This window comes from Pyrobaculum ferrireducens (assembly GCF_000234805.1).
In the GTDB taxonomy this organism is placed as follows: Archaea; Thermoproteota; Thermoprotei; order Thermoproteales; family Thermoproteaceae; genus Pyrobaculum; species Pyrobaculum ferrireducens.
The window spans coordinates 1,785,982-1,800,034 of the sequence record NC_016645.1 but is presented as its reverse complement, the minus strand read 5'-3'; the positions used below and the strand labels follow the sequence as shown (position 1 = coordinate 1,800,034).

The 14,053-nt window shown below is 55.6% G+C and carries 20 protein-coding genes; 8 read left to right on the top strand and 12 right to left on the bottom strand.

Going from position 1 to position 14,053, the window contains the following annotated elements; all coding sequences use genetic code 11:
- Nucleotides 1-20: 20 nt before the first annotated feature.
- Genes P186_RS10085 through udg form a run of 3 tightly spaced genes read right to left on the bottom strand, consistent with a single transcriptional unit; the run spans nt 21 to nt 3,115 of the window.
- The gene (locus P186_RS10085) at nt 21-1,631 is read right to left on the bottom strand and encodes a DUF2070 family protein (protein ID WP_014289382.1); all 1,611 of its coding nucleotides are present in this window, start codon (nt 1,629-1,631) and stop codon (nt 21-23) included.
- Nucleotides 1,628-2,515, bottom strand: coding sequence for a hypothetical protein (locus tag P186_RS10080; protein WP_014289381.1), 888 nt, complete (start codon nt 2,513-2,515; stop codon nt 1,628-1,630). The genes P186_RS10085 and P186_RS10080 overlap by 4 nt, the downstream gene beginning before the upstream one ends.
- 21 nt (nt 2,516-2,536) lie before the next feature.
- On the bottom strand, nt 2,537-3,115 hold the full coding sequence (gene udg / locus P186_RS10075) for a type-4 uracil-DNA glycosylase (RefSeq protein ID WP_148682964.1): 579 nt from the start codon (nt 3,113-3,115) through the stop codon (nt 2,537-2,539).
- Between the two features lie 71 nt (nt 3,116-3,186).
- On the opposite strand from udg, the gene P186_RS10070 reads away from it, so the two are divergent.
- Together P186_RS10070 and P186_RS13970 are read left to right on the top strand one after the other, a co-directional pair.
- Nucleotides 3,187-3,858, top strand: a complete 672-nt coding sequence (locus tag P186_RS10070; RefSeq protein WP_148682963.1) for an Atg14 domain-containing protein — start codon at nt 3,187-3,189, stop codon at nt 3,856-3,858.
- A gap of 43 nt (nt 3,859-3,901) precedes the next feature.
- A complete protein-coding gene (locus tag P186_RS13970; protein ID WP_162470310.1) occupies nt 3,902-4,066 on the top strand; it encodes a hypothetical protein in 165 nt (54 codons plus the stop codon).
- On the opposite strand, the gene P186_RS10065 is transcribed toward P186_RS13970, so the two are convergent.
- Complete coding sequence (locus P186_RS10065; RefSeq protein ID WP_014289377.1) at nt 4,063-4,257, bottom strand: hypothetical protein; 195 nt, start codon at nt 4,255-4,257, stop codon at nt 4,063-4,065. The two genes, P186_RS13970 and P186_RS10065, sit on opposite strands and share 4 nt — an antisense overlap.
- A gap of 29 nt (nt 4,258-4,286) precedes the next feature.
- Nucleotides 4,287-5,165 carry an ATP-grasp domain-containing protein gene (locus P186_RS10060; protein WP_014289376.1) on the bottom strand — a complete coding sequence of 293 codons (879 nt, stop codon included), beginning with the start codon at nt 5,163-5,165 and terminating at the stop codon, nt 4,287-4,289.
- Between the two features lie 27 nt (nt 5,166-5,192).
- Between P186_RS10060 and P186_RS10055 the strand changes: the two genes are divergently transcribed.
- Complete coding sequence (locus tag P186_RS10055) at nt 5,193-5,768, top strand: hypothetical protein (protein WP_014289375.1); 576 nt, start codon at nt 5,193-5,195, stop codon at nt 5,766-5,768.
- Here P186_RS10055 and P186_RS10050 read toward each other — a convergent pair.
- Nucleotides 5,747-6,244: a hypothetical protein gene (locus P186_RS10050; protein ID WP_014289374.1), complete on the bottom strand. Its 498-nt coding sequence runs from the start codon at nt 6,242-6,244 to the stop codon at nt 5,747-5,749. The genes P186_RS10055 and P186_RS10050 overlap by 22 nt on opposite strands.
- The gene (locus P186_RS14090; RefSeq protein ID WP_014289373.1) at nt 6,241-6,414 is read right to left on the bottom strand and encodes a hypothetical protein; all 174 of its coding nucleotides are present in this window, start codon (nt 6,412-6,414) and stop codon (nt 6,241-6,243) included. Before P186_RS14090 ends, P186_RS10050 begins: the two co-directional genes overlap by 4 nt.
- Before the next feature lie 10 nt (nt 6,415-6,424).
- Between P186_RS14090 and P186_RS10045 the strand changes: the two genes are divergently transcribed.
- Nucleotides 6,425-6,874 (top strand): hypothetical protein, encoded by a 450-nt coding sequence (locus P186_RS10045; protein ID WP_014289372.1) that lies wholly within the window; start codon nt 6,425-6,427, stop codon nt 6,872-6,874.
- Here P186_RS10045 and P186_RS10040 read toward each other — a convergent pair.
- Both P186_RS10040 and P186_RS10035 read right to left on the bottom strand, forming a co-directional pair.
- Nucleotides 6,849-7,205: a helix-turn-helix transcriptional regulator gene (locus tag P186_RS10040; protein WP_014289371.1), complete on the bottom strand. Its 357-nt coding sequence runs from the start codon at nt 7,203-7,205 to the stop codon at nt 6,849-6,851. The genes P186_RS10045 and P186_RS10040 overlap by 26 nt on opposite strands.
- On the bottom strand, nt 7,199-7,690 hold the full coding sequence (locus tag P186_RS10035; RefSeq protein WP_148682961.1) for a hypothetical protein: 492 nt from the start codon (nt 7,688-7,690) through the stop codon (nt 7,199-7,201). The genes P186_RS10040 and P186_RS10035 overlap by 7 nt, the downstream gene beginning before the upstream one ends.
- Nucleotides 7,691-7,732: 42 nt before the next feature.
- Here P186_RS10035 and P186_RS10030 point away from each other — a divergent pair, with 42 nt between their 5' ends.
- On the top strand, nt 7,733-8,110 hold the full coding sequence (locus P186_RS10030; protein ID WP_014289369.1) for an ASCH domain-containing protein: 378 nt from the start codon (nt 7,733-7,735) through the stop codon (nt 8,108-8,110).
- A 22-nt stretch (nt 8,111-8,132) separates the two neighbouring features.
- Complete coding sequence (locus P186_RS10025) at nt 8,133-9,167, top strand: M24 family metallopeptidase (protein WP_014289368.1); 1,035 nt, start codon at nt 8,133-8,135, stop codon at nt 9,165-9,167.
- Here P186_RS10025 and P186_RS10020 read toward each other — a convergent pair.
- A complete protein-coding gene (locus tag P186_RS10020; protein WP_014289367.1) occupies nt 9,164-10,000 on the bottom strand; it encodes a methyltransferase domain-containing protein in 837 nt (278 codons plus the stop codon). The genes P186_RS10025 and P186_RS10020 overlap by 4 nt on opposite strands.
- A gap of 94 nt (nt 10,001-10,094) precedes the next feature.
- Between P186_RS10020 and P186_RS10015 the strand changes: the two genes are divergently transcribed.
- A complete protein-coding gene (locus P186_RS10015) occupies nt 10,095-10,391 on the top strand; it encodes a hypothetical protein (protein WP_014289366.1) in 297 nt (98 codons plus the stop codon).
- Here the strand turns inward: P186_RS10015 and P186_RS10010 are convergent.
- On the bottom strand, nt 10,383-11,813 hold the full coding sequence (locus P186_RS10010) for an HD domain-containing protein (RefSeq protein WP_014289365.1): 1,431 nt from the start codon (nt 11,811-11,813) through the stop codon (nt 10,383-10,385). The genes P186_RS10015 and P186_RS10010 overlap by 9 nt on opposite strands.
- A 52-nt stretch (nt 11,814-11,865) precedes the next feature.
- Between P186_RS10010 and P186_RS10005 the strand changes: the two genes are divergently transcribed.
- The gene (locus tag P186_RS10005; protein ID WP_014289364.1) at nt 11,866-12,942 is read left to right on the top strand and encodes a geranylgeranyl reductase family protein; all 1,077 of its coding nucleotides are present in this window, start codon (nt 11,866-11,868) and stop codon (nt 12,940-12,942) included.
- On the opposite strand, the gene P186_RS10000 is transcribed toward P186_RS10005, so the two are convergent.
- On the bottom strand, nt 12,907-14,025 hold the full coding sequence (locus P186_RS10000; RefSeq protein WP_014289363.1) for a tyrosine--tRNA ligase: 1,119 nt from the start codon (nt 14,023-14,025) through the stop codon (nt 12,907-12,909). The two genes, P186_RS10005 and P186_RS10000, sit on opposite strands and share 36 nt — an antisense overlap.
- Between the last annotated feature and the right edge of the window lie 28 nt (nt 14,026-14,053).

The window sequence follows — 14,053 nt, the reverse complement described above, 5'->3', positions numbered from 1 at the left end:
CCCATATCTGTATATAAACCTTATGCCAAAAGCGCAATTAAAAGAGAAGGTATGACAAAAACAGCAACAGCTATAACTAACCCAACTTTCTTATAGATCCTGACGGTGTCTTGAATTCTCCTGAAGCCCTCCTCGCCTAATACCTCCGCCACGACCTCCACCCTCTTGTAGGCAACCGGCATCGGCGCCAGCGACCTCTCCGCCTCAGACACCGCCTTGTCCACGAGCTCCACTATGCGGCTGTGTTCAATACGCTCCCCCACTATCCTGTACCCACGGCCCAGCCCAACGCCGGTGGCCCTATGGGTGTCCGTTGTCACCACCTCCACAACCTCGTATCCACGCGCCTCGTAGATCTTAATAAGCTGTTCATACAAGGCGCCGTCCAGGTTATTCCCATCAAAAACAATTAGCAACCCCCTAGCTCCGTCGCAGTCGTTCACAATAGCCGAGATCCCCGCAGGCCCAATTTCATAGCCCAGCGGATCGAGGTGTTGCGCATAGGTCTTCCCAATCCCGATTTTGAAAGAGCGGCATACATTAGCCTCGTGCAACGCCTTCAGACCTTTAGAGAGTGACACGACGTCCTCCTCCCCCCAATGCACGGCGCCGTCGAATTTATTCTGGGCGTCGACTAATACGTACTCCCCAGCGTCCACCCGCCTACCCACCCACGTGGGTATATCATCAGACGCCGACTCCACCCTACTCACTATCGCCAGGTGGGGCGGGGTGCCTATGCTGAAGCCTACCACCTTCACATCCCCGAACCTGTGCTTCACAGGGCGCACGCCCAAGGGTGGTGAGCCGTTGTGCATAGACGCGAGGGCGGATTTAACCGCGTCGACAATGCGCCTCACGGAGTCGCTGGTGATGGGGTCCCGCTCGTGGCTACCAACGCCGTGTAGGAAGGTGAAGCGGTACTCCATCTTCTCCACTTCGCTATTCAGGTAATCCACCAACATGCCTCCCCCTATGTGTCTAAAGGGGCCCGGGTGGAAGTCGGAAACCACCACCACGTGCCGCCCCCCTATGGTGTAGACATGGAGAGGCACAGCCTCCACCCTCCCCAGCTCCCTAAAGGCATCCTCCAAGACGTCGTCTTCTGCAAACACAGCGTATATGAAGCTGGAGAACATACACATGGCGTCAAGACCGCGGGCCATCTTGTTAATCACAAACCTCATTATCTGAAGGACGGCGATGTAGGAGAGAGACACCACGAAGAGGTAGTATTCCCCCATTAGGTAATACACCAGGGAAGACACCGCCAGCGGCAACACGTACGCCGGCGTCCTGCACTTAAGCGACTGTAGAACCGTGGCGCTTATAATCGCCCCAACTAGAGAGAAGGACAGCGCAGGCTTTTGAAAAACCAAGTCAAAAAACGCCACAAACGTCGTAGACACCACGGCGACGTAGTACGACCTCCTGGGGTTAATCAAGGCGCGGTCCACCAGCAGAAAGATCAGGATGAGCGCCCCCCCTAAGGCGATGTAGAGAAGGGGGGCTAGGGGTTGCTGAGCCCCCTTCAAGACGGCGAAGACAATAAACAACGAGGTGGCGTAGAGCGCGATTCTCTTCGGCGAGCGGCCGAATAGAATAGAATAGCTCTTCTCAAACGCCCTCATAACAGCTCTATGTAGCGCCTAATGGCACTTGAATACTTCTGAGCCGACAGGCTCATCTGGAGGTACCTATTCCGCCGGGGGAGTTTGTAGAAGTACAGCTCCTCCTCCATTGGGTTAATCACGGCGTAGCCCACCTCCGAAATATCCCACCTATTCTTAACTCTATTAGCCACATCTCTATGGAAGCCGGGGTCGACAAAGGGGTGGAGCACCACAACCTTGTCAAGGCCGTAGAGGAGAAAACTCTTAGCCATGGAGAATCCCAGGTGGTACGTCTTAGCCACGTCTACATAGCCGAAACCAGTCAAAGAGCCGTCTACACCCCGCAGTAATATATCTATTTTATCCGTATATTTGTTGGCTAGTTGCGGCATGTAGGGGACGCCCCTCACCACCTTAGCCACCCGCTTGCCAAGGAAGGCAGGCGCGGCTTCTAGAAACTTGGCAAAGGAGTCCAAGACATCCGCCTCCCCAGACATGCCCCTCATACTCACCACGTAGAACTTCTTCACCTCGTACTCCTCCTCAGACACCTCGGGAAGCGGCATGTTTTCCAACACCTCTTCTGAAAACAAGGTGTGGGGGAGGTAATACGCCGAGCCCGCCTTCTCGGCAGCGCCGGCCAGCCTCATGGCCTCCAAGCTTTTACAAATCGGCTCGTCCCACAGACACTCCACGACGAAGCTACCCGACAGAAACATATACACCGGGTTTTTCGTATTGATCCAGTTGAGGCTAATCTTCTGCAACAAGGCGATGTGATCCGCCGAGAACTCCACCAGCGCTCTCCTCATCTTCTCAACGCCGAAATTCGCCACGCAGTACTCAAACTCCCTTAGGTGATCCTCGGCGGTGCACCCACGGCGGTGGCAGGAAAAATCCACAAGTAAACCCCCCTATATAAATTAGAAATACCTCTCTAACCCCCCGCCGAAAAACACAGCCAAGTCGCTCTGAAACTCGCCCCTCAGCTTCGGGTTCCTCAGCACAGCGGCGGGGTGGTAAGTCACACAGACCTCCAGCTCAATTCCGGCGATCCGTCCCTTGAAACACCTCCCCCGCACGTCGCTAAGTCTCTCCACCCCCCTCCCCATGTGCCTCAGAAGCGCCACCGCGCTGACCAGGCCGAGCGCCACGACCCTCCTGGGCTTTAATATCTCTATCTGCTTGAGGAGGTACGGCATACACGCCTCAACCTCGTCCTCCCGGGGAGTTCGGTTCTCCGGAGGTCTGCACTTAACCACGTTAGTAATAAACACGTCTTCCCGATGTACGCCTAGTTGGCTAAGGGACTTTGTGAGGAGCTGACCCGCGGGGCCTACGAAGGGCCGGCCCTGCTCGTCCTCGACGGCGCCGGGCGCCTCGCCCACAAGCATGACGCCCAGCTTCATACCCCCCTCGCCGGGCACGGCGTTTTTCCTGTGTCTATGAAGCGGGCATTTTGTGCAGTTCCTAATTTGTTCATGAAGCTCTTGGAGATCCACGGCGTGTGTATACTCGCTATAAATTACCATTTCTTAACTCCTGGAGTTTTAATACCTCCCCAGTGGGTTACGTGATTTGGAAGCTTTTTCCGCCGCTGGGCAAACAGGAGAGAAAAGACGCGAAGCTACCTACGGTGAGGGGCAAGCCGGTTTACATCGGCGGGGTCCTCCTCATCGGCGTGGCGGAGAAGGGGGAGTTCGACGTCAAGCGGAGAAAACTCATCTCAATAGAGATAAAAGACGCAGGCGGACACAGCTACTACCTAGACACATCAACCACGCGGGTGAAGATCACGCGAGAATACGTCGACTTAGACGTGGCGGCCTTGCCGAAGTTCTTCGAGATTAAGGTCCGGGAGGTCAACGGGATGATCGAGGAGTTGAAGAAGTCCAGGAGCGAGCTGGATAAGTCCTACCACAAGCTGGAGGAGGCCCTCCTGAAGGGGGTAATAGGGATGGATGTGTACAACGAGCAGATTAAACGTCTCCAGGAGAGGGAGAAGAGGCTGAGAAACGCCTGTATAGACATGGAGAAGAGCGTGGCGTCGGTGGGCCAGTCCCTCAGCCAGCTAAAGATGGAGCTAGAGAAGAAGAGAGAGCGGCTAGAGGCCAAACGCCTCCTGGACAAGCTTGACGAATCCGAAGCGGAGGAGCTAGGCAAAATCCTCAACACACTGGGTAGCATAAACGCTCTGAGCCACCTAATAACCTCTTCTATCATCCAGTTGAGGCTTATCTGCTAACGGCGCTACGGAGCATTTTTTAAAGTGGATGTACGCCATGTACATGGCGACTCTACAAACCATGCTAGGGCCCCATGCCTACATCTTCCAGAGATACGGAATCCCGCCCCACCTAGACGTACGAGAGGCGGCGGAGAGGCTTAGCAACACTGCGCCGCACCTGGCGAGGCTACTGAGAGACATTGCGTATAGAAACGAGGTTTTTTAATCAATAACGTCGACGCCCGCCACGGGGCAGCCCTCAGTCTCGTCAGCGCAGCCCAGTATCAAGTGTTCTCTATTTGCTTTGCACTTCCTACAGTATAGATAGAGCTTCCCCCCAAATAGCGACAGGTTGAAACCCGCCTCAAAAATTCTCTCCTCTCCACAGACTGTGCATTTCAAGACCCATTTAGTCACGTCGTTGTAAACCGCCGTGTAGAAATATTTTACTTCTTCACCACGCGTTGGATGTAGTCTGCTATATGTACTGCTGGGTTTATTCCGGTGGCTTGTTTAAAACCACGCCAGTCGGGGCTGGCGTTGACCTCAAAAACGACGTAGCCCTCACGCCCCTCGCCGATATCGACGCCGGAGTATACGAGGCCCATGGTGTTCGTGGCCTTGACCGCCACCTCCTCCAACTCCGGCGTGAGTCTACACGGCACGCCCTGGGCGCCCTGGGCAATGTTAGTCTTCCACGAAGTTGAAATTCTGTACATGCAACCGATGGCCCTCCCGTCAACCACAATAATCCGTATATCCCTATTAGGCTTTTCTACGTATTTCTGTATGTAAAGGGGGTTCCTAGCGATGAGCAGAGTTCTCATTACCTGAAAGGCCTGTTCCGGGTCTTCAAACATCATGGCGCCGAAGCCTCTGCTCCCCTGGATAGGCTTCAGCACCACCCTGCCCATGTCCCTCGTTGCCACGTAACCGTAGTACAGATCCTCGGTTACTACGGTGGGGGGCACCGGCACGCCGGCCCTGCTGAGGAGGTACACAGTCTCCAGCTTATTTCTACAGTTCAGCAAGGCGTCTACGGGGTTAATCGCCGCCGCGCCCTTCCTCTCAAGTATTCTCAAAACAGCTACCCTTCTCATCAACGTGTTGGTGTCTATCACGTACCCAAGCCCCCTAATAACCACCACAGAGGCGTCTACGGGGCCTCTGCGCGTCTCCACAACCGCGTCGCCGTTTACTATCTTAACCGAGAGCCGCTGTAGGGGGATGTAGCGCACGGATAGACCCCTCTTCTTCACCTCGAAGTAGATATCTCTAGTTGGTTCGTCTGGCGTCTGGGACTCCGCCACGACAGCCACGTCCATGGTAAGTAAATATATGGCAATATTTATATGGTGGGCAACCTCTACACCGCGAGGGGAGTCGGCATGTGTAGAAACTGTGGATTTACAGCCCCTGCTCTAGACATGTGTAGACTCACTGAGACATGCGTCGTGTGTGCAAGAGAAGCCCTAGGCGACAAATGCGCCGCCTGCCCCGACAGGCAACAATGCGACGTGGCGGTGGAGGGCTTGAAATTCCTCAAGACGCTGGAGCCCAAGTTGGACATGTACATAGATCTGGGGAAGCACGTCACGAGACTGCTGGAGCCATACGACAGAGTTGAGATTGGAGTAGCCTTCTTGAAGAACTTAATGGGTCTTGTGAAGCTACTTCAGAGGGAGAGGAAGGAGAGGGCCTTCCCTCTATGGGTGGCTTCCATATTTAGAGGAGAGGTGGTTTCCAGGCTGGCGAAGGTGCCGTACGTGGTGAAGATAGACGTCTACCGGCCCCTAAAAGATTTCTGCGCTGTGTTTAACTGCTCAGGTTTGGAGGTGCCGCTGAACAACCTGCTCAACGCCGTAGTAAGCCTATCGCTAATTGAAAAGACTGGGGATCCAAGTCGTTACTTCCGCCTGGGGGCGTAGTACGCAGTGACGGATCTCAGTAGCTGGAAGGCGAAGGCCACGAGGGCTATACACACGGCTACCATGGCGACGTAGGCGTAGTACACAGGACTCACCACCTGAGCCGCCGGGGGGGCCAGCGCCGTGAGGGCAAAGAGGAAGGCTAGGCCTGTCGTGGCCGCCGCCGAGTAGAGCAACTTCGTTGTAGAGGTGAACTCGCCCCTCGCCGTGGTGGCCCGGGAGAGGAACATGAGAATTGTCGACGCTACTAGAGCCACGAAGGAGAGGAGCACTAATAAGCTCTGGGCGAAGACGGTGACCCCGTGGCCGCTGGCGTAGGCGGCGTTGAGACTGAGGTAGATTGGGAGGTTGCTGGATGCGTACGCCACGCCGCCCACCAACATGGTCGCCAGGTGGAGAATTGAAGTGAGGAGTCCATAGAAGGAGAAGCGTTGTTTAGACTCCTCAGACCTTTTGTACAGCGTTGCCCTACTCATGTGAGCTGGACGTACTGCCTAATTTTAATGTTACACTGTCTACAGTAGAGCAACCTATCCAGAGTCCTCCTGCTGTTCAGCTGGTCAATTCTAAGATACTGGTTTGCCACCTCCATTTTTCTGCCGCATGAGGGGCATCTAGCTAGGTAGTCTAGGTAGTCGCTGTCCATAGCTCCGCTAATGTATTTATTTAAGAATTATCACCAACGCGTGGACAGAGTCCCACTTAGCGAAGTGGTGGCTAGAGTGGGCAGAGGCGAGAATTTGGAGGTGGTCGGCTACGAGGGCGACGCCGCTGTGGTGGACAAGGTCAAGGGCGTCGTCAAGGGCGACTTCTCCAGCGAGGATCTTGGCGAGTTGAAAAAGAGGAAGCCCAGGGGGAAGCCCACAAAGCAACAGCTAGAGCTGGCGACTGTGGTGGCCCAGCGCCTCGTCGAGGCTAGGAGGCCGTTTAAAGTAATATTTGGACCTAAGGAGGTCACCATTAGGTCTGGGGGCGGCTTCATCCGCGTGTCTGAAGACAGCGTGAAGCTAGCTGGCTACAAGAGCCTCGACGACGACCCGATCCCCCTGGTGCTCGACGTGTTGAAGAAATACGGCGAGGTTAAGTTGCTGAAGCCTCTGAAGTAGGTTTCTTCAGTATCACCACGTTGAACCTGCCCCGCTTTTGAATCTCCACGTAGCCCCCCTCGCTCAGCCTCCGCAGTGCTTTATGTAACGTGCTCTTCGGGAGGCCGAGTTCTTTCATAATCTCGCTCTGGTACATAACCCCCTGCCTCTCGGCGAGTAGTCTCAAGATTGATCTATCTAGCTCGGGCAGGTCGTCTCTAAGCTCGTCCACCTGGATCGCGGCGTTGCCGTTCTGCGCCTCGTTTAGCAACTTCTTCAGCCTCGCCCTCCCGGCGTACGTGGCCACCGCCAGCGCCGAAATTTGAACAACTAGAAGCACAAGCTCTAGCATGCAGCTTGCGACAGCCGTTCCTCTATCTCCACAGCTTCTGCCAGTGTCGAGACGTGCCGACGCCCCTCGACAAGATACTTGCTCTCCACCACCTCAAAGCCTATTTGTTTTAGGAAGTCTGCGAGACATTTCTGAGTCGTCACGACGGTCATTTTTCTAGTGCTCTTCTCGTACTCAATTGTTGTGAAGCCCGACACGCCCGCCCGGCGGCTTTTCCTAATCCTTACAACGTCTCTAGATCCCTCCACGAGCCACCCGAGGTGTAACAGCGACTCTTTAACATCTAGCAGTAGGCTGGAGACGTCTGACCTGCACAGGGCCTGCAACGCGTTTACAACTTCCGGCGGGGCAGGCGACGCGCGGAGCGTCTCCGTGCCTATCTCCACCCTCTCCGCAAGAGGCTTAACTGTAAGATACGCCATGGTCAGCTCAAGCTCCGGCCCGGTGAAGAGGACCGAGTCGTCGCTGGTGGATACCTCGCACACCTCCTCTCCGTAAGGTAAAAATTTTAAAGGTTTACCCACTACGTGCGTAGAGACGTGGAGCTGGGGCCATACCTGAGGTTTAAGAAGAAGTACCTAGAGGGCGTCCTCTCTGGGAAAAAGCACGTCACTGTGAGATACGGCGTGGTGCGCCCCCGCTTCAGCTTCATCTTCATAGTCTGTTGCGGCGAGATATATGGAGAGGCGGTAATAACACGTGTGTACTACACAAAGCTGGGGAGACTGGGGGAGGACGTGGTGGCGGCCGAGGGGCTCCACTCCAGAGACGACTTGGTGAACGAGCTGAGGGAGATATACGGCGAGGTGCGCGAAGACGACGCCGTCTCGGTGATTTTCTTCACCCTTGTGAGGCGTTACGAAAAGCCGGTGCCGCTAAGCCATCTGCGTGGGGGGAGGGCTTAAAACTCCCCTATATCCCACACATATGAAAAACCTGGAGAAGCTGGTGAAGGCGTTTAGTGAAAAATACGACTACCTGGTGCTGACCAGAGGGCCCAACCTGGCGTACGCCGTGGGCATGCCGGACGCCGTCGGCCTCGTGGTGGAGCTGGGCACTGGGCACTCCACTCTCTACGTCTCTAGGCTAGACTACACGCGGGCTAGAAACACGGCGCGCGTGGATAAAGTCGTCGCGATAGCCTCGGCGGAGGTGCCTCCAAGGAGGCCTGGGGAGGAGCTCGTGGTCGCGCCGGGCTTTGCAGATGTTGTGAAGAAGCTAGGCGGGAGGGTCGCCTCGGACAGTAAAGAATTGGGTGTAGACGTCTCGGGGGAAATCGCCGAGCTGAGGGCGGTGAAAGACGAGTGGGAGCTGGGCGTTATGAAAGAGGCCTTGGCGATAACGGAAAGTGTGTATATGAAGCTGAGCCAGAGCAGACTGGTTGGTCTTAGGGAGAGGGACGTGGTAGCGCTTGTATACAAGTGGTTTCTAGAGGAGGGGGCGGACGGCGTAGCCTTCGAGCCGATAGTGGCCTCCGGGCCCAACGGGGCGTATCCCCACTACAGATTCGGCGAGAGGAAGATATCACACGGCGACTACGTTGTGGTGGATATAGGCGCCAAGAAAGGCGTCTACTGCTCCGACATGACGAGGACCTTTACGCTGGGCGGAGGCCCCGTGTTGAGAGACGCAATGTACGCCGTCTACGAGGCCGTCAAGGCTGCGGAGAAGGTAGCGAGAGAGGGGGCGCCGGCGGCCGAGGTGGACAAGGCGGCGAGGGGGGTTATCGAGGAGTACGGATTCGCGCCTTACTTTATCCACTCCACGGGCCACGGCGTCGGCGTCGAGGTCCACGAGCCGCCTAGGCTATACCTCACGTCGAGAGACATCTTGAAGAAGGGCTATGTAGTTACGATAGAGCCCGGGGTCTACATAGAGGGGGTTGGGGGCGTGCGTATTGAGGACATGGTTTACATAGACGGCGGCACCGTGGTTTTGAACAAACTGCCGCATATTTTCTAACGCCTCCTTCCATATATCCCGTAGCCCACCTTCACCTTCTCTACTACAAAACCCACTCTCCTAAGCCTCTCAGCTACGCCTCTGTACGGGTTTAAGCCTCTGTACTTGGCGCCGCTCTGGCTTACGTAGTGAAAAACCCCGCCTCCCCTCTTGAGTATTCTGTAGAACTCTCTGTAAAGCGCCTCGGAGTACAGCCTCTGAGTCGCGTGGCTGAGCCTGGGCGGGTCGTGGATTATGTAGTCAAATGAGGAGTCTCTCAGCGAATTTATGAAGGAGTAGCAGTCGCCGACGACGATATCCACGGCGGGCGTCCACAGCCCTCTGCTGTAGGGGTTAAACGAGGCGAGAAGAAGCACGTGCGGATCCACCTCCACGGTCACCACCTGCCTAGCCCCCCTCCTCAACGCCTCTATGGCCGTGTAGCCAAGGCCAGTACAACACTCAAAAACCCTCCCCCAGACCCGCTCTATCTTTCTAGCCGTGACGACTAGGGGGTTTTCCAACACGCTGTGCATAGTGACGCCGTCTATCATCAACGTAGGCGCCCACCCCCTCTTAAACACACACAACTTGTAGAAACGCTCCGCGGCTATAGACAGCTCACGCCACTGGCCGCCAATCAACGCATACACCTCGCAACTCTCCTCGTCGACGCCAGGTAGCTCTTCGAGATCAAACTTGTACTCTACGCCGTTGTAGACAAACCTGGCAACGCCCCCCGAATACACAACACGAGTCTTGGTAATCTCCAGGTCAAACGACACCTCCTCACTTCTATTTCTCAGCTCCTCTATCTGCCACCTAGAAACCACAGGAACGGCGAAGTGCGCCACGGCTACATGTTGCCATAATATTTTTCAGCTTACTCCCCCTCCCCCCGGGGGTTTCTAAGTCATGGGAATAAATTAGGATACGAATCTAAACTACATGTACGCCCAGTACGCAGTGTACAGCCCCGTGGGGGAGTATCTGAGGCTCGTCATTTTGCAGAGGCTGGCGAGGGGGCCGGCCAGCGTCGAGGAGATAAACGACGTGGCAAGGAAGGCCGTCGAGAAGACGGGGTTTAGATACGACTGGCGGATCTGGCCTGAGCTGTTGAAGCGGGAAGTCGCCGTGAGGGACGGCGTCGCGGAGCTGACCCCCCTCGGAAGGTGGATATACGAACAGACCAAGGAGGAGGTGGCGGAGTACGTAAAGAAGACGCTGGGGCCCCTGCTAGTTTGATATTCTTCGAACTGCGAGGTCCATCAAGGGCTCCAGGACAAATTCCAAGCTCTTCACCGCCTTTTCTCCGCATTTCTCAAGCGCCCCCTTTCTAATGTATAGAAAGAAGTGGGGCGCCCCTTTCCACGCCTCGTCAACAGCTTTTACAAGCGGCGAGATGTCAGAAATGGATAGAGGGCCCATGGCGGTGGTTATGAAGAGATCCTCTGCATACGGATCGAAGCTGACGTAGGAAAGTATGACGTCGTCTGGGCTAAGTCTGCAGTTGACCACCTCGCTGAGCTCGATGTTAAGCCTTTCCACGAACTTCTTCTTAAGCCTATTCAGCAAGGCCCAGTGTATGGGGCCTATTTTATCAACCAGATCGTTTATCCTCACTGGGTCTTTAAACACCTCTAGAAAATCCTTCTCCCTCTTCCACAGGGTGACGTAATCCGGGGGCTTTCTAGAGAGAAGATCTCTAAACTTGGCGTCGCGGATAAACACAGAGACGAAATAGTCGTCGGTGGCTTTCCAGATGTTTACCTCATCCACGTTCCCCGTGGCGAACCGCGCCAGGTCGCATAGATACTGGCATATCTGGGGGTCGCCGGAGCCCTCTCCGCATTTTTCTATATCCTCCGCCAGTATGTTCCTGGCCACCTCTGTGAAGAGCACAGTCTTGTGGTGGAGGTACACGTGGCGGTAGAGGTTGTACCTAGTTATGAGGTAGCCCTCCAGATTGACGCGCGCCTTCTCGTTAAACTGGAAATTTTCTCCAACTACCTCCAAATTCTCCACAATCCTTTCGAGATCTATATGGGTAAAGCTGGTGCCCACGGCGGCGCCTGTGAAGTACATGTCGCGCATTATGTAATCAAGCCTATCCGCGTCGAACACCCCGGTTAAGATGTTGCTAAAAAGTCTGTATCTGCCATCCCGGCCGAATAGCAACTCAGCCACGAGGCTGGGGTCGTACCCCAGCTCCGACAGCCTTGGCCCCAGCTTATTCACCAGGAGTTGCGTAGTGACTTCATGCGGCTTACGCGCCGCGTCGAACTGAGCCATGTCCACCTCGACGCATCCCCTCGCGACGGCCATGTGAAGTAGGTGTTTTGTCAATATTTCAAAAGAGTGGGAAAATGGGAGGTGGCCGATGTCGTGGAGGAGGGCCGCCACCCGTATGTGCCTCAGCAAATCCTCGTCTACGTTGCCGAGTTGTTGCATAATCCGTGTGCCCAGCAGAGTGGCGACGTGTAGAACACCCAAGCTGTGGTCAAATCTGGTATGCGTCGCCGTGGGGTATACCAGGTAGACAAACCCCAGTTGCTTTACGTACCTCAACCTCTGTATCAACGGCTCCCCATCTATTAGCCTAACCTCCTCCTCCGTCAGTTTAATAAAGCCGTGGATAGGGTCTCTAACGGCTTTTTTAAACTTCATACCTCAAATAAGCCATATACTAAGGGTTTTAAATTCAAATAGAGGTGCGGAGGTGCGAGTCGCCGTCATCGGCGCGGGGCCCGCCGGGCTCGCCTTCGCCAGCCGGTATAGAGATGCGGAGGTATTTGAAGAACACACAGAGGTGGGGTTGCCCCGTCACTGTACAAGCTTGGTGAGCGCCTCGTCGGCGGATCGGGTGGGCGTCCCCAGGTCGTTAGTCGTTGCGAAATACAACGAGTTGACTGTCACAGATCTAGGCGGCCGCCTCATACGCTTTAGAATTAAAGGCGGCGTGTACCTGATAGACAGGCCGGGGCTTGAGCAGAGCCTCGCCAGCTATGTGCCTAGGCTTAACCTCGGCAGGAAGGTAGTGGCCTTGGGCAGAGGCTACATATACACCGCCGATGGCGGGAGGCACGGGCCGTACGACTACGTTATACTAGCAGAGGGCTCCGTCAGGAGGTTTTCTAGCAGACTTGGCCACGTAGTTAGGTTGCCCGGCCTACAGGTAGACGTAAAGAGCGAGGTGGACCTACCTGGCATAACCGTTGTCTACAACCAGAAGCTGTCGAAAACCTATTTCTCGTGGATTGTCGAAATAGATAGAGGTGTGTACAGAGTAGGCCTCGCAGACACCTGCTGTGTTGTGGAGAAGTTAAGGAAGCTGGTAAGGTTGATGCGGGGCAGTCCTGTAGGGAAGCCGTTCGGCGGGGGGGTGCTGGCGGGGCCTCCACTGCGTAGAGTGGCGCACGGCCGGTATATTGCTGTTGGCGACGCCGCGGGCTTGGTGAAGCCCCTCAGCGGCGGCGGGATACTGCTGGCTCTCAAAAGCGGCGGCCTGGCGGCGAGGGCAGTTGAGGAGGGCAACCCCCAGCTCTACGAGGCCGCCACCCTCTCCACTAGGCTTAGGCTGAGGGCGGCCTTCGCGGCGTTTAGACTACTATACGGCATGAGGCTGGTGGACCGCGCCCTGGCAACCCTCGACGGGGGGGACTACGTGGCTGTGGACTACGACGACCACGTCATGACGTTGGCAACCGCCGCCTTGACTGATGCGAGATCTCTCCTTGTGCTGAGAGAAGCTCTGAGGTTTTTAGCGGGTAATCGTGATGTTCTTCATCTCCTCTAGCAACTTCGCCCCCGGGCCCTGGAAGTATCTGCGGACCGGCTCCAGGAGGGTGATTAAAGCCTCGGCTGTGGCGTTTTTCAAGTCGGCGGGGTGTATCTTGCCCTCCCTATACATCGCCTCCACCTCTTCATAACTCCAAGCCTCTATGTCGCCGCCGTACTGCTGAGGCCGCCTCAAGACAAAGGGCTCCTTCCTCTCCTCCCTAAACACAGATATGCGTAGCAACTCGAGCACCGGGTTATACTCAACCTCCCTAGGGGGGCAGTAGGCCCGGGCCACCTTCTGCCTAATATCCTCGGGGGTGTCGTGTACAAAAATGGCGCTCTGGGGTATGCTCTTCGACATCTTCATCTCGCTGAGCTCCTCCTTGCTACTGGGCTTGGTGGATATGTTAAGCGCTGGGAGGAGCCTGTGGTGCAGAGCAACGGGCTTGATGCGCCTCCCGTTTACCTCCATTGGGTAGAATCTGATTTTGTCAGCCACCTGCCTGGCGAGGATGTGGGCCCTTCTCTGGTCGATGCCGCCGTGGGGTATGTGGGCCGACAAGGCGAAGACGTCCGCCACCTGGAGTGGTGGGTACACCAGGTAGGCGAGTGGGATAGATTCGCCCATCTTCCTGCCCAGTATCGTGAGGCTGTGTCTCACCTGCGAAAGCGTTAGGTTTCTGGTAATGTCCATCAGTAGTAGCCAGTACTCATCGTTGTGGTGGTACAAGTCGGAGCCTAGGACGAACCTCGTCGCGTCGGGATCGCCCCCCAGGGCCTCGATAATCTTCTTAAAAGTCTCCACATAGTACGTCACGGCCACCCTCCTAATCGTCTCCAGGTCGCCGCCGAGCTTGTTATTCAGCCAGGAATGTATATCCGCCAGGAGCACCTGCGTCCTAACTCCAGCCTTCTGCAAATCCACCACTTTAGACATGCTGACGATGCCGGTCCCTATGTGGATGAAGCCGCTAATTTCAAAACCGATGTAGTGGTTCAGCCTATACCCGACCTGGAGGAGCTCTCTAAGCTCCTCGACCGTCAAGATCTCCTCAGTGGGGTATCTCAAAATCAGCGCCAATTTACTTTCAACATCCATGGCGGGTTAAAAACAGTGTTTTTAAAAG

What these genes read in the sequence shown, in the direction of transcription:
- P186_RS10085 (WP_014289382.1), bottom strand. Translation starts at nt 1,631, where the DNA reads ATGAGGGCGTTTGAGAAGAGCTATTCTATTCTATTCGGCCGCTCGCCG.
- P186_RS13970 (WP_162470310.1), top strand. Translation starts at nt 3,902, where the DNA reads ATGGCGACTCTACAAACCATGCTAGGGCCCCATGCCTACATCTTCCAG.
- P186_RS10060 (WP_014289376.1), bottom strand. Translation starts at nt 5,165, where the DNA reads ATGGACGTGGCTGTCGTGGCGGAGTCCCAGACGCCAGACGAACCAACT.
- P186_RS10055 (WP_014289375.1), top strand. Translation starts at nt 5,193, where the DNA reads ATGGTGGGCAACCTCTACACCGCGAGGGGAGTCGGCATGTGTAGAAAC.
- P186_RS10050 (WP_014289374.1), bottom strand. Translation starts at nt 6,244, where the DNA reads ATGAGTAGGGCAACGCTGTACAAAAGGTCTGAGGAGTCTAAACAACGC.
- P186_RS14090 (WP_014289373.1), bottom strand. Translation starts at nt 6,414, where the DNA reads ATGGACAGCGACTACCTAGACTACCTAGCTAGATGCCCCTCATGCGGC.
- P186_RS10045 (WP_014289372.1), top strand. Translation starts at nt 6,425, where the DNA reads ATGTATTTATTTAAGAATTATCACCAACGCGTGGACAGAGTCCCACTT.
- P186_RS10040 (WP_014289371.1), bottom strand. Translation starts at nt 7,205, where the DNA reads ATGCTAGAGCTTGTGCTTCTAGTTGTTCAAATTTCGGCGCTGGCGGTG.
- P186_RS10025 (WP_014289368.1), top strand. Translation starts at nt 8,133, where the DNA reads ATGAAAAACCTGGAGAAGCTGGTGAAGGCGTTTAGTGAAAAATACGAC.
- P186_RS10015 (WP_014289366.1), top strand. Translation starts at nt 10,095, where the DNA reads ATGTACGCCCAGTACGCAGTGTACAGCCCCGTGGGGGAGTATCTGAGG.
- P186_RS10010 (WP_014289365.1), bottom strand. Translation starts at nt 11,813, where the DNA reads ATGAAGTTTAAAAAAGCCGTTAGAGACCCTATCCACGGCTTTATTAAA.
- P186_RS10000 (WP_014289363.1), bottom strand. Translation starts at nt 14,025, where the DNA reads ATGGATGTTGAAAGTAAATTGGCGCTGATTTTGAGATACCCCACTGAG.